This window comes from Plantactinospora sp. CNZ320 (genome assembly GCF_002846275.1).
Genome location: NZ_PJMP01000001.1, coordinates 4,864,277 through 4,884,431 on the forward strand (window position 1 = coordinate 4,864,277; position 20,155 = coordinate 4,884,431).

19 protein-coding genes and 1 pseudogene are annotated in these 20,155 nt (G+C 72.2%); 9 read left to right on the forward strand and 11 right to left on the reverse strand.

Going from position 1 to position 20,155, the window contains the following annotated elements; all coding sequences use genetic code 11:
- Positions 1 to 50: 50 nt before the first annotated feature.
- Positions 51 to 728, forward strand: coding sequence for a PAQR family membrane homeostasis protein TrhA (gene trhA, locus CLT71_RS21635; protein WP_101368711.1), 678 nt, complete (start codon positions 51 to 53; stop codon positions 726 to 728).
- Between the two features lie 31 nt (positions 729 to 759).
- On the opposite strand, the gene CLT71_RS21640 is transcribed toward trhA, so the two are convergent.
- Positions 760 to 1,026, reverse strand: a complete 267-nt coding sequence (locus tag CLT71_RS21640) for a DUF6458 family protein (protein WP_101368712.1) — start codon at positions 1,024 to 1,026, stop codon at positions 760 to 762.
- 330 nt (positions 1,027 to 1,356) lie between these two features.
- Between CLT71_RS21640 and CLT71_RS21645 the strand changes: the two genes are divergently transcribed.
- Entirely contained in the window at positions 1,357 to 1,959 is a 603-nt protein-coding gene (locus CLT71_RS21645) for a histidine phosphatase family protein (RefSeq protein WP_101371664.1), read from the forward strand.
- A gap of 18 nt (positions 1,960 to 1,977) precedes the next feature.
- Here CLT71_RS21645 and CLT71_RS21650 read toward each other — a convergent pair whose 3' ends face one another.
- From CLT71_RS21650 to CLT71_RS21665, 4 genes are all read right to left on the reverse strand, one after another.
- Positions 1,978 to 2,247: a DUF6458 family protein gene (locus CLT71_RS21650; RefSeq protein ID WP_101368713.1), complete on the reverse strand. Its 270-nt coding sequence runs from the start codon at positions 2,245 to 2,247 to the stop codon at positions 1,978 to 1,980.
- Positions 2,248 to 2,402: 155 nt separating this feature from the next.
- Complete coding sequence (locus CLT71_RS21655; protein WP_101368714.1) at positions 2,403 to 4,295, reverse strand: acyl-CoA dehydrogenase; 1,893 nt, start codon at positions 4,293 to 4,295, stop codon at positions 2,403 to 2,405.
- A 137-nt stretch (positions 4,296 to 4,432) separates the two neighbouring features.
- Positions 4,433 to 5,560, reverse strand: coding sequence for a PP2C family protein-serine/threonine phosphatase (locus tag CLT71_RS21660; RefSeq protein ID WP_101368715.1), 1,128 nt, complete (start codon positions 5,558 to 5,560; stop codon positions 4,433 to 4,435).
- A gap of 192 nt (positions 5,561 to 5,752) precedes the next feature.
- Positions 5,753 to 6,385 (reverse strand): septal ring lytic transglycosylase RlpA family protein, encoded by a 633-nt coding sequence (locus CLT71_RS21665; protein WP_101368716.1) that lies wholly within the window; start codon positions 6,383 to 6,385, stop codon positions 5,753 to 5,755.
- Between the two features lie 187 nt (positions 6,386 to 6,572).
- Here CLT71_RS21665 and CLT71_RS21670 point away from each other — a divergent pair, with 187 nt between their 5' ends.
- On the forward strand, positions 6,573 to 7,124 hold the full coding sequence (locus CLT71_RS21670; RefSeq protein ID WP_101371665.1) for a phosphoribosyltransferase family protein: 552 nt from the start codon (positions 6,573 to 6,575) through the stop codon (positions 7,122 to 7,124).
- Here CLT71_RS21670 and CLT71_RS21675 read toward each other — a convergent pair.
- Genes CLT71_RS21675 through CLT71_RS21685 form a run of 3 tightly spaced genes read right to left on the reverse strand, consistent with a single transcriptional unit; the run spans position 7,099 to position 10,351 of the window.
- On the reverse strand, positions 7,099 to 8,271 hold the full coding sequence (locus tag CLT71_RS21675; RefSeq protein ID WP_101368717.1) for an SUMF1/EgtB/PvdO family nonheme iron enzyme: 1,173 nt from the start codon (positions 8,269 to 8,271) through the stop codon (positions 7,099 to 7,101). The genes CLT71_RS21670 and CLT71_RS21675 overlap by 26 nt on opposite strands.
- Positions 8,272 to 8,276: 5 nt before the next feature.
- Positions 8,277 to 9,656 carry a radical SAM protein gene (locus CLT71_RS21680; protein ID WP_199187674.1) on the reverse strand — a complete coding sequence of 460 codons (1,380 nt, stop codon included), beginning with the start codon at positions 9,654 to 9,656 and terminating at the stop codon, positions 8,277 to 8,279.
- Positions 9,653 to 10,351, reverse strand: coding sequence for a hypothetical protein (locus CLT71_RS21685; RefSeq protein WP_101368718.1), 699 nt, complete (start codon positions 10,349 to 10,351; stop codon positions 9,653 to 9,655). The genes CLT71_RS21680 and CLT71_RS21685 overlap by 4 nt, the downstream gene beginning before the upstream one ends.
- A gap of 185 nt (positions 10,352 to 10,536) precedes the next feature.
- Here CLT71_RS21685 and CLT71_RS21690 point away from each other — a divergent pair, with 185 nt between their 5' ends.
- The 5 genes from CLT71_RS21690 (at position 10,537) to CLT71_RS21710 (ending at position 16,528) form a co-directional block, all read left to right on the forward strand.
- The gene (locus tag CLT71_RS21690) at positions 10,537 to 11,223 is read left to right on the forward strand and encodes a response regulator transcription factor (RefSeq protein ID WP_101368719.1); all 687 of its coding nucleotides are present in this window, start codon (positions 10,537 to 10,539) and stop codon (positions 11,221 to 11,223) included.
- Positions 11,220 to 12,338 (forward strand): sensor histidine kinase, encoded by a 1,119-nt coding sequence (locus tag CLT71_RS21695; RefSeq protein ID WP_486483380.1) that lies wholly within the window; start codon positions 11,220 to 11,222, stop codon positions 12,336 to 12,338. Before CLT71_RS21690 ends, CLT71_RS21695 begins: the two co-directional genes overlap by 4 nt.
- A 278-nt stretch (positions 12,339 to 12,616) precedes the next feature.
- A complete protein-coding gene (locus tag CLT71_RS21700; RefSeq protein WP_486483381.1) occupies positions 12,617 to 14,434 on the forward strand; it encodes a DUF4153 domain-containing protein in 1,818 nt (605 codons plus the stop codon).
- A gap of 35 nt (positions 14,435 to 14,469) precedes the next feature.
- The gene (locus CLT71_RS21705; RefSeq protein WP_101368720.1) at positions 14,470 to 14,883 is read left to right on the forward strand and encodes a DUF485 domain-containing protein; all 414 of its coding nucleotides are present in this window, start codon (positions 14,470 to 14,472) and stop codon (positions 14,881 to 14,883) included.
- A gap of 1 nt (position 14,884) precedes the next feature.
- Positions 14,885 to 16,528, forward strand: a complete 1,644-nt coding sequence (locus CLT71_RS21710; protein ID WP_101368721.1) for a sodium/solute symporter — start codon at positions 14,885 to 14,887, stop codon at positions 16,526 to 16,528.
- 10 nt (positions 16,529 to 16,538) lie between these two features.
- Here the strand turns inward: CLT71_RS21710 and CLT71_RS21715 are convergent, their stop codons facing one another.
- From CLT71_RS21715 to CLT71_RS21725, 3 genes are all read right to left on the reverse strand, one after another.
- Positions 16,539 to 18,029 (reverse strand): FtsX-like permease family protein, encoded by a 1,491-nt coding sequence (locus tag CLT71_RS21715; RefSeq protein WP_101368722.1) that lies wholly within the window; start codon positions 18,027 to 18,029, stop codon positions 16,539 to 16,541.
- On the reverse strand, positions 18,026 to 18,715 hold the full coding sequence (locus CLT71_RS21720) for an ABC transporter ATP-binding protein (RefSeq protein WP_101368723.1): 690 nt from the start codon (positions 18,713 to 18,715) through the stop codon (positions 18,026 to 18,028). The genes CLT71_RS21715 and CLT71_RS21720 overlap by 4 nt, the downstream gene beginning before the upstream one ends.
- A 61-nt stretch (positions 18,716 to 18,776) precedes the next feature.
- On the reverse strand, positions 18,777 to 19,316 hold the full coding sequence (locus CLT71_RS21725) for a helix-turn-helix transcriptional regulator (RefSeq protein WP_101368724.1): 540 nt from the start codon (positions 19,314 to 19,316) through the stop codon (positions 18,777 to 18,779).
- 103 nt (positions 19,317 to 19,419) lie between these two features.
- On the opposite strand from CLT71_RS21725, the pseudogene CLT71_RS21730 reads away from it, so the two are divergent.
- A pseudogene (locus tag CLT71_RS21730) lies at positions 19,420 to 19,974 on the forward strand (flavin reductase family protein); the annotation flags it as partial.
- Between the last annotated feature and the right edge of the window lie 181 nt (positions 19,975 to 20,155).

The window sequence follows — 20,155 nt, forward strand, 5'->3', positions numbered from 1 at the left end:
ACTGCCCAACAACTACCACCGGGTAACCTACGGTGCCGTAACCTGATTCTGTGAGTACCTCCGCACCGATCAGGCTGCGCCCCGTCGACCTGGGCAAGCCAAGGATGCGAGGCTGGCTGCACGCGTACGCCTTCTTCGTCGCGGTGGTGGCCGGCGTCGTGCTCTGCGCGATCGCCGCCACCCGGCCGGGCTGGACGCCCCTGGTCAGCTGCCTCGTCTACAGCGTGACGGTCTGCGGCCTCTTCGGCACGAGCGCGCTCTACCACCGGCGGGTCTGGTCCGAGCGCGGCTATCGGCTGATGCGCCGCCTCGACCACTCGATGATTTTCGTGTTCATCGCCGGCACCTACACACCGTTCTGCCTGCTGCTGCTTCCGGCGAAGAGCGCGGCGATACTGCTGCTGACCGTCTGGGGCGGTGCGGTCGCCGGGGTGGCCCTGAAACTGGTCTGGCCGCACGCGCCCCGCTGGGTCTCCGCGCCGCTGTACCTCGCACTGGGCTGGGTCGCCGTCGCGGTGCTGCCGGACATCCTGGACCGGGGCGGAGTCGCCGTACTCGCGCTGCTGGTCGCGGGCGGCGCCGCCTACAGCGTCGGTGCCGTCTGCTACGCGCTGCGCCGCCCCAACCCCTGGCCCACGGTCTTCGGGCACCACGAGCTGTTCCACGCCTGCACGCTGGTCGCGGCCATCTGCCACCACGTCGGGATCTACTTCGCCCTGTTCGCCTGAGCCGTCGCCAGGCCGCCGTCGGGTCGTCGGGTCAGAGCGGGGGGCCGGGGCGCCGCACGTCGTGGTACTCCTCGACGATCTGCTCCTCGCGCACGGGCGCTCGCGGGTCGACCACCGGCGTGACCACGGTACGGCGACGGTTGCGCCAGAGGTAACTGGTCATCACCAGCCCGGCCAGGCCGGCGAACATCAGCACCCAGCCGACGACGTTCAGGTTGAGCCAACCCGCCTCGACGTTCACCGCGAAGGCGAGGATCGCGCCGAGAGCAATGAGAAAAATGCTTCCACCGATGCCCACTGGATCGCCCTCCTAGGCTGTCGACTGGTACCGCTCGCGCCGGTCCCGGCTACGGTCGCGGCATCCATCGACATACCCAGGCGTTTCAAATCCGAATCCGGCAAGCTGGTGAGCGGGGCGTTGTCGGTGCCGAACCGGGCCGAGAGCGTGCCGAACCGACCGAGAGCGTGCCGAACCGGCCAAGAACGGCCGAGCCGGCCCGAGGGCGCCCGCATCGGAGGGGCGCGGTCAGCCGGTACGGGATCGACGAGACGCAGACGCCAGGCGACCAGGGAGAGCAACGTGACGGAGACCAGCGCGGCCGGCGGAACCGGCGCAGAGGGCGATCCGATCGGCGCGCGGCGGCCCGACGTACCCGGGCGGAGCCTGGTGTTGCTCCGGCACGCCAAGGCCGAGCGGCCCACCACCGGGCCGGACGCGGAGCGCCCGCTCACCGCCCGTGGGCACGCTGACGCGGCCGCTGCTGGTGCCTGGCTGGGCCACGGCGGCTACCTGCCGGCGGTGGTGCTCTGCTCGCCGGCCAAGCGCACCCGACAGACCTGGCACGACGTGGCGCTGGGCATGGCGGCACCGCCGATCCGCCCGCTCGGCGTCCCGGCCGGACAGACCGCCCCAGCACCGACCAGCTCCGCCCCGACCGGCCAGGCCGGCGGTGACGCGGTGCCGACGGTCCGGTACGACCAGCGGATCTACCACGGGCACGCGGCGGATCTGCTCGAACTCGTCCGCGGTACGGACCCGGAGGCGGGCACGCTGCTGCTGGTCGGGCACAACCCGGCGATCTCGGAGCTGTCCACTCTGCTCGATCCGGTGCACGCCGACCCGGACGGGCTGCGTACCAGCGGAATCGTGATTCACCGGATCGACGGCGAGTGGGCGGACGTGAGCGCCCAGGCCGGCCCGATCGTCAAGTGGCACACCGCCCGGGGCTGACCGGGGCTGACCGGCGGATCAGGTGGGTGGCGCGCTCGGTGGCGGCGGATCCGGTGGCGGCGGCATCATCGCCGTCGGATGCGACAGCCGGTTCTCCTCCACAATCAGGGTCCGTGCCCGCTTCTTGCGGTCCTGCCAATACCACAGCGTGGTGGCCAGCACCGCGACCCCGGCCAGGATGAAGACCCAGCCGACCGCGCGAAGGTCGAGCCACCAGACGTTCGCCCTGACCGCGAACGTCAGGATGGCTCCCAGGGTGATGAGGAAAATTCCCGTACCGATGCCCATGTCCGCTGCACTCCCCCGTGCGATGGGTCGTGGGCTTTCATGACAAATCCGGTCAAACTGCTCCTAGCACCGCCTCAACAATAGCGCGGCGGCCGGGGAGCAACAGCTCCACCGGCCGCCGAAAAGCGTCCTGTTTCCGCCCCCCGGGCGGACGCCTAGAAGGCTTCCTCGGGCAGGTCCATCAGCTCCAGGTCGGCGGCCTGCACGATCCGCCGGTCGGCGCCGATCCGGGGCAGTACCTCCCGGGCGAAGAACCGGGCAGCGGCCAGCTTGCCGGTGTAGAACGCCTTGTCCTCCGGGGTCACCTCGCCGCCCAGCGCCCGCAGCGCGACCTCGGCCTGCCGCTGGAGCAGCCAGCCGACCACCAGGTCACCGACGGCGAGCAGGAAGCGCCGGCTGCTGAGCCCGACCTTGTAGAGCGCCCGGGCCTCGCCGCCCTGGGCCTCGACCAGCCATCCGGTCATCGTGCCCACCATCGCCTGGACCTCGCCGAGCGCCCGGCCCAGCGCGGCCCGCTCCTCCTTGAGCTGGCCGTCGCCCGGCCCGGCCGAGTCCCCGGCGGCCGCCTCGGTGCCACCGCCGGACTCCACGAACGCCGTGATCTCGCCGGCCACCGCCATCAGGCTGGTACCGCGATCCCGGACGATCTTCCGGAAGAACAGGTCGAGGCTCTGGATCGCGGTCGTACCCTCGTAGAGGGTGTCGATCTTCGCGTCTCGGACGTACTGCTCCAGGGGGTAGTCCTGGAGGAAACCGGAACCGCCGAACGTCTGCAACGACTCGTGGCCGAGCAACTCGTAGGCGCGCTCCGAGCCGACACCCTTCACCAGCGGCAGCAACAGGTCGTTGACGCCCTTGGCGAGCTTGGCGCCCGCCTCGTCGCCATTCGCCTCGGCGACGTTGATCCGGTCCTGCCAGGTCGCGGTGTAGCAGACGAGCGCGCGCAGGCCCTCGGCGTACGCCTTCTGCAGCATCAGCGAACGGCGTACGTCCGGGTGGTGCGTGATGGTGACCCGGGGTGCGTTCCTGTCCGTCGAGCGGAGCAGGTCGGCGCCCTGCACACGGCTCTTCGCGTACTCGAGGGCGTTGAGGTAGCCGGTGGAGAGCGTGGCGATCGCCTTGGTACCGACCATCATCCGGGCGTACTCGATGATCAGGAACATCTGCCGGATGCCGTCGTGCACGTCGCCCAGCAGCCAGCCCTTGGCCGGTACGCCGTGCTCGCCGAAGGTCATCTCGCAGGTGTTCGAGACCTTCAGCCCCATCTTGTGCTCGAGGTTGGTGGCGTAGACGCCGTTGCGCTCGCGAAGCTCGCCGGTTTCGGAGTCGAAGTGGAACTTGGGGACGATGAACAGCGACAGCCCCTTGGTGCCGGGGCCGCCGACCCCCTCCACCCCGACCGGCCGGGCGAGTACATAGTGGATGATGTTGTCCGTCAGGTCGTGCTCACCACTCGTGATGAAGCGCTTGACGCCCTCGATGTGCCAGGAACCGTCCGGCTGCGGGATCGCCCTGGCCCGGCCGGCGCCGACATCCGAGCCGGCGTCCGGCTCGGTGAGCACCATGGTGGCGGCCCACTGCTTCTCGACGAAGAGCTTGGCCCACCTCTTCTGCCGCTCGGTCCCCTCCCGGTAGAGGGTGTGCGCGAAGGAGGGGCCACCGGCGTACATCCACAGTGGTGCGTTGGCGCCGAGGATCAGCTCGGCCGCCGACCACCAGAGGGCGCGGGGCGCCATCGTGCCGTCGAGTTCGGCCGGCAGGTCCATCCGCCAGAACTCGGAGTCCATCATCGTCTGGAAGGACTTCTTGAACGACTCGGGCAGCGGCGCGCTGTGCGTGGCCGGGTCGAAGACCGGCGGGTTGCGGTCGCCCTCGGTGTAGCTGGTCGCCAGGTCCTCCCGGGCCAGCCGCTCCACCTCGGCGAGCACGCTGCGCGCGGTGTCGGTGTCGAGTTCGGCGTACGGGCCGACGCCGAACGCCTCGTCCGCGCCGAAGACCTCGAAGAGATTGAACTCGAGGTCTCGCCGATTGCTCCTGTAGTGGGTCATACGCCTCTGCCCCCCGGACTTCACGAACACAGGTTACCCGGCAGTAACAGAAGCTATATTACTAGCGAGTAAGTCGCTGCGGAGCGCCCGCCCCAGTGACCCGCGCCACACTGACGGCAACCTTATGCAGGGTGCCGTCAGTTGTCCGGGGCGCCGACCTCCCAGCTGGGCACCGGTGCCGCGGTTGCCGAGTGCGGTCCCGGGTACTCCATCAGGACCAGCGCGATGTCGTCGTCGAGCCGACCGCGTACCCACTCGACCAGGGCCGTCTCCAGCGAGGCCAGGCCGTCGGCGACGGTGCCGTGGCCGAGCAGTTGCCAGGCCCGGTCCACGGTCGGGAAGAACTCCCCGTCCCGGCGGGCCTCGCCGAGCCCGTCGGTGAAGAGCAGCAGCCGGTCGCCCGGTTCGAGTCGCTCCACCCGGGGCCGGACCACGGGCATGAAGCCGAGCGGCGGCGCGGGGGCCGGCGGCTCCAAGGGGATCACCTGACCGCGCCGGAGCAGCAGCGGGGCCGGATGACCACAGTTGACGATCGTGAGCGTGCCGCCCCGCTCCTCGACCAGCGCGGCGGTGACGAAATCCTCGTCGCCGACGTTGCGGGCCACCGCCCGGTCCAGATCGGCCACGATGGCCCGCAGGTCGGCCCGCTCGTACGCCACGTGCCGGTAGGAGCCGAGCACGATGCTTGCCAGCCGTACCGCGTCGAGCCCCTTGCCCCGGACGTCGCCGATGATGATCCGCACCCCGTACGGGGTGTCGATCGCCTCGTACAGGTCGCCGCCGATGTCCGCGGCGGCGGTCGACGAGATGTAGTGACCGGCCACCGCCAGGCTGCCGACCTGCGGGCCGATCGGGCGCAGCACCGCCTGCTGGGCCACCGAGGCGAGCTTGGACAGTTCGGCGATCCGCTCCTCCTGCCGCTGGCGGATCACCGCGAAGAGCGCCGCGATCGCCGTCGCCAACACCACGCCGACCAGGTTGACGGTGCTGGCCAGCGGCACGACCCGGCCGCCCCAGGCCAGCGAGGCGGCCAGCACGGTGGCGATGACACCGACCGCGAGTACCACCCGCCAGGAGGCGAAGGCGGCGGCCAGGAAGGGGGCCGCCGCGACCAGCCCGACATAGTTGACCTTGGATTCGTCGGCGAACTCCACCACCGAGACGAGTGCGAGCAGCACGAGGGCCGCGCCGAGACCGGCGCGGGAACCTTGGCTCAGCGGGCGAGGACCCGAGGGCATCAGTCGCATGGGTACGCGGAACAGCATGCCTGATCGACGACCGCGATTGTACGAAGTTGACTCCTCGTCCGATCGCGTTCTGGCCACCTGGCGTAGCCCACAGGTCCGGATCCGCCGGATCTTGTCGCCGAGTCAGCCAACCGTTGCAAGTCGAATGAACATTCTTGGATCACGTACCTCACATCGCGCCTTCGCCCGGTCACCGGGTCGTCGTACCGCTCAGCCGAGCACCTCGTACCGTACGTCGATGTGGCCGGCACTCAGCGCGGCGATCGCCGCGAAGCCGGCCCGGGACAGGTCGATGCAGCGGCCCTCGATGAACGGCCCCCGGTCGTTGATCCGGACCACCACCGACCGGCCGTTGTCGGGGTTCGTCACCCGGACCCGGGTGTTGAAGGGCAGCGTCTTGTGTGCGGCGGTCAGCGCGTTCGGGTCGAAGGCCTCACCGTTCGCGGTGACCTGACCCTGGTCGTAGTAGGAGGCGCCGCACGAGCCGGTCTGCACCACCCGGGACGCCGGGCTGGTCGCCGGCCGCTTGGTGGCGGGCTTCTTCGGGGTGGTGGTCCGGCTCGGCGAGGGGCGGGAACTGGCCCGCGAGGCGCGCTCGGGCGACCGGGTCGGTGTGGGGGTGACCGCGTCCGGGACAGGCGTGGGTGCGGTCGTCACCGGCGCCTCCGGAGTGGCCGGGGTGGTGACGTCGACCAGGGCAGGGGCGGAGTTGGCGGTCGGCTCGGTGCCGAACGTCACCACCCCGGCCGCGCCCGCCCCGATCACCGCGACGGCGACCGCACCGGCCGCCACCACGCCGGCCGGCCAGCGCAGGATCCGAATTCGGGCATGCTTCCCAGCCACCGCACCGTCCTCTCGTAGGAACAACAGAGATCGGGTCGAACCGTAACGAGGTTGGCACTTCGGAAGTCAACGTGATCATTTGCTTTCGCCCGATTATGTGGTGAAACGTGTAGCCGATCATCCGACCCGCAGTGGGTCGGTCGTGCCCGTACCCGGGTGCGTCAGGCAATGCCGCAAGATGGTCCCCGTGCGCCCTGAACTGTGCAGACGGCTGGTCGAGGCGTTCCGGTGGATCGACCCGGGGCCGGAGAGCACGCACCTGGTCAGCGACGTCTCCGGCTGGTGGCGGGACCCGGAGATCCTCGCCGGGATCGGTCCGGCCCTGGCCGAGCCGTTCCGGGCGGACCCGCCGACAGTGGTGGTCGCGCCCGAGGTCACCGGCCTGCTGCTCGGTCCGCTGGTCGCGACCGCGCTGGGCGTCGGCTTCGTGCCGGCGTACAAGAACACCGGCGAGCGGCGGATCGCCGAGCCGACCACCTGGGCCTGGACCGCCGCCGACTACCGGGGCCGCCGGCTGGCTCTCGGGGTACGCGACCGGCACCTGGCCCCCGGCGACCGGGTACTCGTGGTGGACGACTGGGTGGCCAGCGGCGCCCAGGTACGCGCCCTGCACGAGATCGCCGCCCGACGCGGAGCCAGCATCCTCGGCACCACCTGCCTGGTCGCCGAGGTAACACCGGAAACGGTGCCGGAACTCCGGCTCAACTACCTGCTCACCCCGGCCGACCTCGACCCGTGACCGCCCGTCCCGACTCCTGCGCCGCCGGAAGTTCGGTGCGGCAGAGCCGGAAGCCGATGTTCGGGGCGATGTGCCCACCCCAGGCGCCGTCCCGCCAACTCGTGCAGGCGCGGGACATCCGGAACGAGACGCTCACCGCGCCGGCACAGTCCGCCCAGGAACCTCCCCGGAGTACCCGCTGCTCCCCGTCGACCGGGCCGGTCGGGTTCTCCACCGGGCTCTCCAGGTAGTACTCGGCGTCGTACCGGTCGGCGGTCCACTCCCAGACCGAGCCGGCCATCCCGTACAGGCCGTAGCCGTTGGGTGGGTGCCGGCGCATCGGCAGGATCGAGAACTCGTCGAACCTGTCGAAGTCGCACCGTTGCGGAGTCGGCGGCTCGTCCCCCCACGGATAGTGGCGGCCGACCAGGCCACCCCGGGCGGCCCGCTCCCACTCGGCCTCGGTGGGCAGCCGGTAACGGACCGCCTCGGTGGAGATCCGCTCGCAGAGCTCCTCGGCGTCCTGCGCGGCGACGCAGACCATCGGCTTCTGGTCGTACGCGAACGGCCGGTCCGGGTTCGCCCGGGGCGGTACGCCGAACACGGACACCGGATCCACCGGCTCGTCGCCGCGGGTCAGCCTCATCCGAGGATCGTGCGCGTGCCAGTCGATCGCCCGGGTGCTCTCGTCCTCGCAGTACTGCAGGCGGATCCGGTTCGCCCCGTCCAGCGTGAACAACGCACGCCTGTCGACAGTGCCGGCGTCGTCGTCCTTCGGCGGGTACCCGTCCGGCGGCGGCAGCCAACCCATCAACCGGCAGTACGCCGACCAGCTCACCGGGGTCTCGGAAAGCCAGTAGCCGTCCAGCCGCACCCGGTGCACCGGCCACTCGTCCAGGTCGGCTGTCTCCGAGCCCATCAGGAAGGTGCCGGCCGGGACGTACCGGAAGGTCAGGCCGTGCTCCTCGACGGCCAACCGGTCCAGCAGCTCACCGCGTTCCCCGGCCAGGTCGGCGTCACCCGGGTCGAGGGCGTACGCCCGGTCGTAGACCGCCGCGGCGGCTCGCGGGTCGCCACCGCGTACCAGCTCGCGGGCCAGCCGGCGCAGCGGCACCGGCCCACCCGTCGCCGCCTGCTCGGCGCGCAGCCACTCCTCGGTCGCATCCATCCCGGTCAGCCTGCACAGCCCGGCCGGGCCCGGCCAGCCCCGGCCGACACGTCCAGTACGGCCAGCGGGTTGCGTACCGGATCCGGCGAATGCCGCTCCAGCGCCACCTGGCCCTCGATCCACGGGTCCGGCGCGTTCACCGAGCCGTTCAGCACCAGCGCCCGGGCCCGGCAGCCGCCGCCGAAGGTGGCGGTCCCGCCCCGCGTGCTGGTCGGCTCGTTGTGCGGCAGTGCCCGGATCGTCCGGAACCCGGAGCTGTGCCGCCAGATGTCGGCGAGCGACCGGTCCCGGACGTTCGCCGCCACGAACCGGGGGCCGAGAAAGCTGCACGGGTTGACGTCACCGGAGACCGATACCGAGCAGACCAGGTTGCCGGCCCCGCAGCCGTAGTTCTGCTGGACCACCGACTGCTTCTCCCGCCGGGTCTGCGGGCCGAACGGGTCGATCTGGCGCAGCTCCATCCGGTCGTCGTCCATCCGGGCCAGGGTGTTCAGCGCGGTGTTGTACTCCGCGAAGCTCGGCATCAGCTCCAGGTGCTGCTGCGCCACCCCGACCGGGTAGAGCGGCCGGAAGACCGCCGTGTCCGCGCCCACCTCGCGGGCGAGCCGGGCACACGCCTCGACCTCCTCGACATTCGACCGCATGATGGTGAAGGCCAGCGTGAACCGGGCGTACCGGCGCAGCACCGCCAACCGGTCGAGCACCTTCTCGAAGGTGCCGGCACCGCGTACCCGGTCGTTGGTCCGGGCCGTGGCGCCCTCCAGGCTGACGTTGAGCCAGACCAGTTCCCGCCGGCCGAACTCCCGGGCGATCTCCTCGGTGATCAGCAGCCCGTTGGTGGTGACGCAGGGTGCGAGGCCGTGTGCGGTGGCGAGGTCGATGATCTGGAAGAGGTCCTTGCGGAGCAGTGGCTCGCCGCCGGTCAGCCCGAGCCGAAAGCTGCCGAGGCTGGCCATCTCGGCGAAGAGCCGGTCGATCTCGGCCAGACTCAACCGCTGCTCCCGGCGCGGCAGGTCACCGGCGAAGCAGTGCGTACAGCTCAGGTTGCAGGCCGAGACGACCTCCAGGTGTACGGCGAGCGGCCCGGCCAGATGATCGGCGGGCGGCTCCGGACCGTCGAGCACGACCCCGGCGAACCGGTGCCCGACAGTGAAGAAGCCCAGCTCGTAGAAGTGTTCGTAGAACCGGAGCATCCGGTCGCGGCGCCCGTCGTCGGCGACCTCCGCCAGCAGTTCCCAGATCGGCCGGTCGACCAGCCGGCGCAGCAGCGCGGTCGCCTCGGCGTCGAACGGCAGGTACCGCGAGGTGCGGCGGTCGAACACCAGGCTGCCGAAGTACTCGGGGATCAACACCAGCGGGGACACCCGGTCTCCCCGGTCCGTCACAGTGCCACCCCGCCGTCGACGGAACCGTCCGGGGCATCACCGTCCGTGGCATCACCGTCCGGGGCGTCGTCCGGGAGCAGCTGGAAGGTCTTGCGTACCCAGATCGGTCCGTTGTCCGGCACCCCCAGCCCGACGGCGCCCAGCTCGCCGAGCTGTCGAATCTGGTGGCCGGCCCGGTCCCAGCCGGTGCCCTCCGGCGGCGGAGGGTACGCGTCACGCGGTTCCATCGGCGCCCAGTCGCTGTCGTCGAAGCCCGGCCGGGGCCAGCCGTCGTCCGCCGGCTCGGTCGACGACCACCGCCAGGTGCCGTCCACCGTGGAGAGGATCGAGATCTCCCCGCTCTGCTCGGGAGTGGAGTCGATCATCGAGTCGCCGGCCGGACGGTGCACGGCGGCGAACATCAGCGCGATGTACCTGGGATCGACCTCGGCGAGGGTGAAGGCGAGGACGTGGTCGCCGTACGGGACGACGGGGCGGGCCGAGGGCGGCTCCGTACCGTCGAGCAGCAACCGGCACTCACCGGCGGCGTAGAGCCTGATCCGCAGCGGTGTCCCCGCGCGCGGGTCACGCCAGCGGAGCACCACACCGCCGCAGCCGGCCGGCACCTCACAGTGCCCGTGCTCCTCCAGGATGAACAGCGGCGACTCCTTGGCGTACCTCGACACCGAGTTGAGCTTCAGTTCCCGGTTCCGCATGCCCACCTCTCGCCCGCCAGATCGCAGGGCGCTCAACCTACCGCAGCCGCCCGCCGTTCCCGGACCGAATTCTCTCCGGCCTTCTTTCTCCTGGTACGTCGGTTATCCACAGGGCGGAACGGTTCTCCACAGGTTGTTCACAACGTGATCCAGATTCGCGCACCCAGGCTTTCTAGAGTCTGGTCATGACGGAACGCCGGATCCTGGTCGTGGAGGACGAGCGCACCATCGCCGAGTCGGTGGCCGCCCGACTGCGTGCCGAGGGCTTCGTGGTGGAGATCGCCCGGGACGGGCCGGGCGCCGTGGAGGCGTTCCGGAGCGTTCGGCCGGAGCTGGTCGTACTCGACGTGATGCTGCCCGGCTTCGACGGCCTGGAGGTCTGCCGGCGGATCCAGGCCGACCGGCCGGTCCCGGTGCTGATGCTGACGGCCCGGGACGACGAGACGGACCTGCTGGTCGGGCTCGCCGTCGGCGCCGACGACTACCTCACCAAGCCGTTCTCGCTGCGCGAACTCGCCGCCCGGGTGCACGCGCTGCTGCGCCGGGTCGACCGGGCCGCGAGCGCGGCACGCAGCGGCGCCGAGATCCTCCGGATCGGGGACCTCGAGATCAACCAGGCCGAGCGGCGGGTCCGGCGCGACGGGGTGGAGGCGCACCTGACCCCGACCGAATTCGACCTGTTGACGCATTTCGCGAACCGGCCCCGGATGGTCCTTCCCCGGGAGCGGCTGCTCGCCGACGTCTGGGGCTGGGCCGACAGCTCGGGTACCCGGACGGTCGACAGCCACGTCAAGGCCCTGCGCCGCAAGCTCGGCGCCGACCTGATCCGCACGGTGCACGGCGTCGGCTACGCGTTGGAGGTACGGCCGTGACGAGCTTCTGGACCACAGTCAACCGGACGATGGACGTGCTGCCCCGACCGCTGGACCCGATCTGGTCGATCAAGCTGAAGCTCGGCATCCTGATCGTGGGTTCCGGTGCGGCCGGGATGACCGTCTTCATCATCGGCATCGGCTGGCTGCCGCCCTGGACCACCGTGACGGCGATCGGGCTGGCGCTGCTCACCTCGCAGGTGCTGGCCCACGGAATGACCTCGCCGCTGCGGGAGATGACGGCGGCGGCCCGGGCGATGGCCCGGGGCGACTACACCCGGCAGGTCCGGGCCACGTCCCGGGACGAGGTCGGCACGCTGGCCGCCGCGTTCAACCAGATGGCCGGTGACCTGGCCGAGGCCGACCGGCGCCGCCGGGAGCTGATCGCGAACGTGTCGCACGAGCTGCGTACCCCGATCACCGCTCTGCAGGGCGTGCTGGAGAACATCGTCGACGGGGTGGCCGAGCCGGACCTGCCGACGCTGCGGGTCGCGCTCGCCCAGACCGAGCGGCTCGGTCACCTCGTCGCCGACCTGCTCGACCTGTCCCGGCTGGACGCCGGGGTGCTGCCGCTGCGCCGGGAGAACCTCGACGTGGCGGATTTCCTCGACGAGGTGATCCAGCAGGCCGCCGTCACCGCGGCCGGCGCCGGGCGCAACGTCCGGTTCGAGGTACGCCAGCAGTCCGCGCCGTTGACCGTGCAGGCCGATCCTCGCCGCCTGCACCAGGTCTTCGCCAACCTGCTGGACAACGCGGCCCGGCACAGTCCACCCGGCGGCCGGGTACTCGTCGTCGCGCAGCGGGTCGGTGACGAGCTGCGGTTCGAGGTGACCGACGAGGGCGAGGGGATCCCGGCCCGGCTCCGGCCGGAGGTGTTCGAGCGCTTCACCCGGGGCGAACGGACCAACGACGGCGGTACGGGGCTGGGCCTGGCGATCGCGCACTGGGTGGTGGAACTGCACGGCGGCAGCATCGCGGTCGCCGACCGTCCCCTGGTGCAGCCCGGTACGCCGCACCGATCCGACGCTCCGGTCGGCTGCCAGATCCGGGTGAGCCTGCCGATGGTGGTGCCGCCGGGCGGGGCGCACTCAGCCGTACTCGTGGAACAGCGGTGAAGGAGATGGAACCGACGATGAACGACCAGCCGACCGAACCGCCGACCTCCGAACCGACCCCGAAGCCGGCAGCGACCCCCGCGCCGACACCGGCACCCACGCCGGCACCGGCGGCGGAACCGGTCGCCTCCGGCGGTCCGGCCCACACGCCGACCCAGGACCGTCCGCCAGCACAGGACCGTCCGCCAGCACAGGAGCGACCCCCAACGCAGAGCCGCCCCCCAACGCAGAGCCGATCGGCTGCGCAGAACCGACCGGCTGCGCAGAACCGATCAGCGGTGCAGGGGCGACCTCCGGGCCACGGTCAGCCCGGACCGCAGGGTCCCGCCGCGCCCGGTGGCTGGGGGGCGCCGACGCCGCCGTTGCAGCCGCCGCCTCCGTCCTGGATCGCGACCCGCTGGCCGGCACCGGCCGGCGGCCCGACCCAGCCGGTACTGGCCGGAGTGGCCGTAGCGGCGGCCGTGGCCGCGGTGAGCCTTCCGCTGAGCCGTCCCGGGGTCGGCTGGCTCGTCGCCGGCGCGGCTGGCACGGCGGCCCTGGTCACCGCCGCCTGGCCCCGCGAATCTGCCGGGAACCCCTCCGACAGCGCACGCCCGACGACCACGCCGCCCCAGGTCGGAACCGCTCCGCCACCCCAGGTCGAAGCCACCACGCCGCCAAAGGTCGAGGCCACCACGCCGCCAAGGGTCGGGAGCACCACGCCGACCCAGGCCGGGGCGACGTCGCCGCAACCGCCGACCGCGCCGGCCGGAGCTGGGACCGCGACGCACGCCCCCGCCGCGCCGGCCGGGGCGGCGACCCGGCCGACCGGTGGGTGGCGGCGGATCGGCTGGGTACGGCCGTTCTGGGCCGCCAGCACCGTCGCACTGCTCGGCGTCGGCACGTTCCGGGCGGCGGGCTGGCTGTTCGTACTCTGCCTGCTCACCTCGGCGGTCACCGCGACGCTCACCCTCGCGGACGGCCGGTCGGTACGCGCGATGCTGCTCTCCGCCCTGGTTCCGCCGACGGCCGTGATCCGGTCGATCCCGTGGCTGACCGAGGGACTGGCCCGTGCCTCGCGGTCGGGGCGGGGGGCGAATGTCGGCCGTACCCTGGTCAGCGTCCTGGTCTCGCTCGGCCTGCTGGTCCTCTTCGGCCTGCTCTTCTCCTCCGCCGACGCGGCCTTCGCCGGGCTGGTGGACCGGCTCCTGCCGGAACTCTCCGGTGCCACCCTGTTCCGCTGGGTGTTCCTCTTCGGCGTGGTCGGCGCGGCACTGCTCGGTGCGGCGTACGTGCTCGCGGCCCCGCCGGACCTGACCGGAATGGCGTCCGGCCCCAACCGGCGACGGCTGCGCCGGGGCGACTGGGTACTGCCGATCGGGCTGCTCGTCGTGCTCTTCGCCGGGTTCGTGGCGGTTCAGATCACCACCCTCTTCGGCGGTTCGGAGCACGTACTGCGCACCGCCGGCCTCAGTTACGCCGAGTACGCCCGGCGCGGCTTCTGGCAACTGCTCGCCGTCTCCCTGCTCACCCTGCTGGTGATCGGTGCCGCCGCCCGCTGGGCGCCCCGGGAGAGCCGCACCGACCGGGCACTGATCCGGATCCTGCTCGGCGGGCTCACCCTGCTCAGCCTGGTGGTGGTGGCCTCGGCACTGTTCCGGATGGACGTCTACGCCGACGCGTACGGCGCGACCCGGCTGCGGCTGCTCGTCGCCGTCTGCGAGGCGTGGTTGGGCCTGCTCTTCGTACTGGTCGCGGTGGCCGGGGTACGGCTGGCCGCCCGCTGGCTGCCCGGGGTGGCGGTCGGTACGGCGGTACTCGCGCTGCTCGCCCTGGCGGTGGCGAACCCGGACCGGCTGATCGCCGAGCACAACGTCGACAGGTACGAGCGGACCGGCCGGGTGGACACGGACTATCTCTTCGGGCTCTCCGCCGACGCCGTACCGGCGCTGGACCGGCTGCCGGGCGAGCTGCGCGACTGCACGCTGTGGCAGTACGAGGACGACCTGCGTCCGGACGACTGGCGGGAGACCAACCTGGCCCGGATCGAGGCGCGGCGGATCATGGACGAGCGCCCGCCCGCCAACCGGACGTACTGCCCGACCACGCGCTGGTGACTTGACATTCCCGGCCAGCCGGTGAGACTGCCGGGATGGCCATCCCCATCGATCCGCAGCCGGAGCCGGGGCCGCCCGGACCGCCGCGCCGGACCCGGGTGGTACTGGCCGAGGTGGCCCGCAGCGGCACCGGCGCCGAGCGGACCCGGGCCGAGCTGAGCCAGCAGACCCAGGTCGGCGAGGCGCTGCTGCGGGGGCTGATCCGCGCCCAGCTCGCCCTCGCGCTGCGACTGTCGCTGGTGGTCGGGATCGGGCTCGGCGGCCTGCCGCTGCTCTTCGCGATCGCCCCGGAGGTCGGCGCGGCGAAGCTGATCGGGGTGAACCTGCCCTGGCTGCTGCTCGGGGTGGCCGCCTTCCCGTTCCTGGTCGCGGTCGGCTGGGCGTACGTGCACCTGGCGGAGCGCAACGAGCAGGACTTCACCGACGTGGTCCAGCGGCCGGAGCGTTGAGGTGGGAAACGCCTACACCGTGCCGGCGATCATCGTGGTCACCCTGGTCACGGTGGCGATCGGCTTCTACGGGCTGACCCTGGCCCGGACCACCTCGGACTTCCTGGTGGCGTCCCGGGTGGTCAGCCCGACCTGGAACGCGGCGGCGATCGGTGGGGAGTACCTCTCCGCCGCCTCGTTCCTCGGCATCGCCGGCCTGATCCTCAAGTACGGCGTGGACGTGCTCTGGTATCCGGTCGGGTTCGCCGCCGGCTATCTGGCGTTGCTGCTCTTCGTGGCCGCGCCGCTGCGCCGCTCCGGTGCGTTCACCCTGCCCGACTTCTGCGAGCTGCGGCTCGGCTCGCGCCGGCTGCGCAAACTGGCCACCGCCTTCGTGGTCTTCATCGGGTGGCTCTATCTGGTGCCGCAGTTGCAGGGGGCCGGGCTGACCCTGACCACTGTCGCCGGTGGGCCCTACGAGTTGGGTGCGCTGCTGGTCGGCACGGTGGTCACCGCGAACGTGGCGCTGGGCGGGATGCGGGCGGTCACCTTCGTGCAGGCGTTCCAGTACTGGCTCAAGCTCACCGCGCTGGCCGTACCCGCGATCTTCCTGGTGTTGCAGTGGCAGTCGGACGCCCGGCCGGCGGTGACCCCGGTCGGTGGTCCGGTCTTTCCGGCCGCCACCACCGTCGTGGTCGAGGAGCCGGCGAAGCTCACCCTGCCGGACGGTTCCTTCCGGGAGGTACGCCCCGGCGAGGAGCTGACCTTCGCGGCCGGTGAGCCGGTGCCGGCGGTCTCCACCGTCGACGCCGCCAAGGGGCCGGACTGGCTGCTGCCGAGCATGGCCGGCGACGACGATCGGGGACTCTTCGCCACCTACTCGCTGATCCTGGCGACCTTTCTCGGCACGATGGGACTGCCGCACGTGCTCGTGCGGTTCTACACGAACCCGGACGGCGCGGCGGCCCGGCGTACCACCCTGGTGGTGCTGGCCCTGGTCGGCGCCTTCTACCTCTTCCCCACCCTCTACGGCGTCCTCGGCCGGATCTACACCCCGCAACTGCTGCTGACCGGCCGGACCGACGCGGTGGTGGTACTGCTGCCCGGTGCGGCACTCGGCGACGGCCTGACCGGGCAGCTGCTGGCCGCGCTGGTCGCCGCCGGGGCGTTCGCCGCCTTCCTCTCCACCTCCTCCGGCCTGCTCACCAGCGTGGCCGGGGTGCTCTCCACCGACGTGCTCGGCCACGGCTCGGTACGCGACTTCCGGCTCGCCACGATCCTCGGCGGGGTGGTGCCGATGGTGCTGGCGTTGAACGTCTCCGGCCTGGACGTCTCCCAGGTCGTCGGGCTGGCGTTCGCGGTCGCCGCGTCGAGCTTCTGCCCGCTGCTGGTGCTCGGCATCTGGTGGCGCGGCCTGACCGACGCCGGGGCGGCGGCCGGGATCCTGGCCGGCGGTGGCGCGGCGGTCGGCGCGGTGCTGTTCACCGTGATCGGGCCCGAGCTGGCCGGCTGGCCGGCCGTGCTGATCGCCCAGCCGGCCGCCTGGACCGTGCCGCTGGCCTTCACCGTGATGGTCACCGTCTCGCTGGCCACCCGGCGCCGGGCGCCGACCGACGTCGCCGCGACGATGCTGCGGCTGCACGCCCCGGAGGCGCTGCGGCTCTGAGCCGGCACGGTCAACCGGTACGCAGTTCCTCCATCGCCGTACTGCCCCGCAGGAAGAGGAAGCTGACCAGGAGGAGCAGCACCACCGCCGCCAACGCGCCGCCGGCGAATCCGGCCAGGTCGGCGACCGGTACCGGCACGGGGTACCCGACCGGCTCCGGCGACACGCACTCGGTGGGCGGTGGCGGGCACACCTCGGCGCCGGCGGTGCGGATCTCCCCGCCGTAGGTGCCGCGTTGCAGGAACGTTCCGGTGGCGACCGCCAGCCCGATACCGAAGACGGCGGGGGTGACGGTCTGCCAGGCGAGTGCCCGGGCCAGGACCGGTCGCGGCACCCCGGTCGCCACCAGCGCGGCCAGCGCCCGCCGCCGGCTCACGATCGACTCGGCCAGCGCGATGAGCAGGCCTGCGGCGGCGATGCCCAGCGCGACGACCAGGGCGAGGTAGACCAGGTCGAAGGTACGGAAGTAGAAGTCGGTGTCCTGCGGGAAGTACGGGTCGCCCGACGCCTCGGCCATCCGGCGACGAACGGCGAAGTCGGTGACCATGGTGGACCGGACTCCGGCGGCGACCGCGCCGAACAGCACGGCGGCGAGCAGTGCGGCGAAGGTACGGCTGCCGGTCCAGGGGTCGGCCATCAGTCGACGGGCGGCCAGCAGCCCGGCCGGGCGGCGCGCGTAGCGGTGCAGGACCCGCCCGGTGACGTACGAGATCCACGCCGTGCCGGCGATCACCCCGACCGTGGCGGCCAGCTCGGCCAGCAGGAGGACGAGCACGAGCACCTCGTCCGGCAGGCTCTCGCCCCGCCGCGCCAGATACCGCCGCAGCGGCAGCACGAGCATGGCCGTGGCGATCCCGACCCCGATCAGCAGGCCCGGCCAGGGCTTCGGCGGTCTGGTCCGAACCCGCCGCACGACGCCGTACGGGGCCATCGCGCCCCGGCGGAGCAGCATCGCGGCGACCAGACCGGCGAGTACCGGGATGCCCAGCACCACCGCGGCGAGTGCCCACACCGGTGGAAGTACGTCGGTCGGCAGCGCGAGCCGGCCGTCCGGGTCCGGCCGGTGCAGCAGGTGCCGGCCGGTCAGGTACAGCGCCAGCCCGAGCAGGGAGCCGAGCCCGCTCGCCAGGGCCCCCTCGGTGGCGGCGATCGCCACCGCCTGTCGGGGCTCGGCCCCGGCCATCCGGATCGCCGCCAACCGGCGGTCCCGGGCCGGTGCGCCGAGCCGGGCACACTGGCCGGCCAGTGCCAGGATCGGAACGGTGAGCAGCAGCAGGGCGATCACCACCCCGGCCCGCAGCCCCGGCTCGGCGATCAACGGGTTGCGGTACTGCGTCGAGACGTTCGCGCCGCCGTCGTATCGGGTCGGGACGGCGACCATGGTGACCGCGGCGAGGATGGTCAGTGTGGCCAGCGCCGCGCTGAGCCCGGTCAGCACCACCCGGACGGTGTCGGTACGTCCACCGGCCAGGGCGAGCCGGAGCAGGGTCGTGGGCTTCACGAAGCGACCGTCGCGATGCCCAGCCCGGTCGGGTCGACCATGCCGTCCCGGAGTGTCACCTCGCGGTCCGCGTAGCCGGCCACCCGGGCGTCGTGGGTGACAAGTACGACCGTGGTGCCCTGCTCGCGGGCGAGCCGGACCAGGTGGCCGAGCACCTGTTCCCCGGCTAGCGAGTCGAGTGCGCCGGTCGGCTCGTCCGCGAAGAGCACCCGGGGCTCGGTCACCAGGGCCCGGGCCAGCGCGCAGCGCTGCTGCTGACCGCCGGACATCTCGCCCGGACGCTGGTCGGCCAGGTCCGCCACCCCGAGCCGGCCCAACCAGGCCAGCGCGGCGGTGTGCGCCTCCCGGCGTCGGGCACCGGCGAGCAGGAGCGGAAGCGCCACGTTCTCGGCCGCGGTCAGCTCCGCCACCAGTTGCCCGAACTGGAACAGCACCCCGAACTCGGTACGCCGCAGCCTCGCCCGCTCGGCCTCCGAGGCGGTGTCGATCCGGCGCCCCCGATAGGTCACCTCACCGGCGTCGACCCGCAGGATCCCGGCGAGGCAGTGCAGCAGGGTCGACTTGCCGCAGCCGCTCGGGCCGGTAACGGCGACGATCTCGCCCTCGGCGACGCCGACCGTCACGCCGCGCAGCGCGGGCGTCGGTCCGTACGACTTCACGGCCGCCCTGGCCACCAGGATGCTCATGCTGCCCCGCCCGTCTCGGTGGTGTCCGGGAGCGTCACTGGACCGGGTTCACGGTGCGTGTTCACGGGTTGGTCACCTCTGCGTGCAGGTCGACGACGCGGTCGAGTGTGGTGCGCAGCCAGCGCAGATCGGCGTCGAGGTGGGCGATGCCGTAGTCGGCGGCGATCACGTCGGTCGCCGACGCCTCCGGGTCGGTCTTCACGGCGGTCAGCTCGCGCAGTCGATCGGTGTGCGCCTGCCGCTGCCGGGCGAGGTAGCTCCGGGCCTGGGCGATGTCGGCGACCAGCAGGGTGATGATCACCTTGGCCAGCAGCACGCTGTTCAGGTGCGGCAGCGGCGGCTCGACCGCGCCGAGCCACCGGTCGAGGGCGGCCCGCCCCGGCTCGGTGACCGCGAACGACGTCCGGTCCGGTCCGGCGTCCCGGTCCTGTCCGGCCCTGGCCACCAGACCGTCCCGCTCCAGCCGGCCGAGGGTGGCGTAGAGCTGCCCGTAGGCCAGGGGTCTGGCCTTGGGCAGCCGGATGTCGTAGTCGCGCTTGAGGTCGTAGCCGTGCTTCGGGCCGGCGGTGAGCAACCCGAGCAGGACGTGCGGGGTGGACATGGGGGGCACTATTCACTGAGAGAATAGCTGCCGTCAAGCCGGCACACCGCCTGATCCGCCGCAGCACGACCGGCACAATGGGGCGGTGAACCGAGCCGAGCCGCCGGGCGGGCAGATCCACCACACCGACCCGTTCGCCACCCCGGAGCGGGACCGCTCCCCGGTGCGCCGGCTGCGCGGCCGGTTGCCGTCGCCGGTGACGCTCTGGACGGCGTACGCGGGGACGACCGCGACCGGCGAGGCGACCGGCCCGGCCGGGCTGACCGTCTCGTCCACCCTGGTCGCCGACGGTGAACCGGGTCGACTGCTCGGACTCGTCGACGAGGAGTCGGAGCTGTGGGCGGCGGCGTCGGCCACCGGCCGGTTCGCGGTGACCCTGCTCGGCCCGGCCCACCGGCAGCTCGCCGACCGGTTCGCCGGGCTGTTCCCGGCTCCGGGCGGGCTCTTCGCCTCCGGCGAGTGGACGGGTACGCCGTACGGGCCGGTGCCAGGCGGGACGCGGGCCGGGATCGGCGGCTGGGCCGGTTGCCGGCTGGACAGCGCCCGGGAGTACGGCTGGGCGCTGCTGGTCGAGGCCACCCTGGAAACGGTCGAACTGTCCGGTACGGCGGCACCGCTGCTGCACCACCGTGGGCGCTACCGCGAACTGGCCGAATAGCGACGTCCAGCTCGACGACCATCCTGCCGGCCCTGGCCTGGGCCTGTCGCCAAGCGGCGTGACCGAGGTCACTGGGCGCAGCCACCGGCCCGTTCGGCGCAGCCGGCGACCAGGCTCCGGATCACTGCTTTCCGATATCGGGACGGCTCCATACGGTGCGCGGAAACTCCCCTGCCCCTGC

Coding starts and splice junctions, on each gene's coding strand:
- CLT71_RS21650 (WP_101368713.1), bottom strand. CDS start 2,247: ATGGGCATCGGTACGGGAATTTTCCTCATCACCCTGGGAGCCATCCTG.
- CLT71_RS21655 (WP_101368714.1), bottom strand. CDS start 4,295: ATGACCCACTACAGGAGCAATCGGCGAGACCTCGAGTTCAATCTCTTC.
- CLT71_RS21660 (WP_101368715.1), bottom strand. CDS start 5,560: ATGCTGTTCCGCGTACCCATGCGACTGATGCCCTCGGGTCCTCGCCCG.
- CLT71_RS21675 (WP_101368717.1), bottom strand. CDS start 8,271: ATGGATGCGACCGAGGAGTGGCTGCGCGCCGAGCAGGCGGCGACGGGT.
- CLT71_RS21685 (WP_101368718.1), bottom strand. CDS start 10,351: ATGCGGAACCGGGAACTGAAGCTCAACTCGGTGTCGAGGTACGCCAAG.
- CLT71_RS21690 (WP_101368719.1), top strand. CDS start 10,537: ATGACGGAACGCCGGATCCTGGTCGTGGAGGACGAGCGCACCATCGCC.
- CLT71_RS21705 (WP_101368720.1), top strand. CDS start 14,470: ATGGCCATCCCCATCGATCCGCAGCCGGAGCCGGGGCCGCCCGGACCG.
- CLT71_RS21720 (WP_101368723.1), bottom strand. CDS start 18,715: ATGAGCATCCTGGTGGCCAGGGCGGCCGTGAAGTCGTACGGACCGACG.
- CLT71_RS21725 (WP_101368724.1), bottom strand. CDS start 19,316: ATGTCCACCCCGCACGTCCTGCTCGGGTTGCTCACCGCCGGCCCGAAG.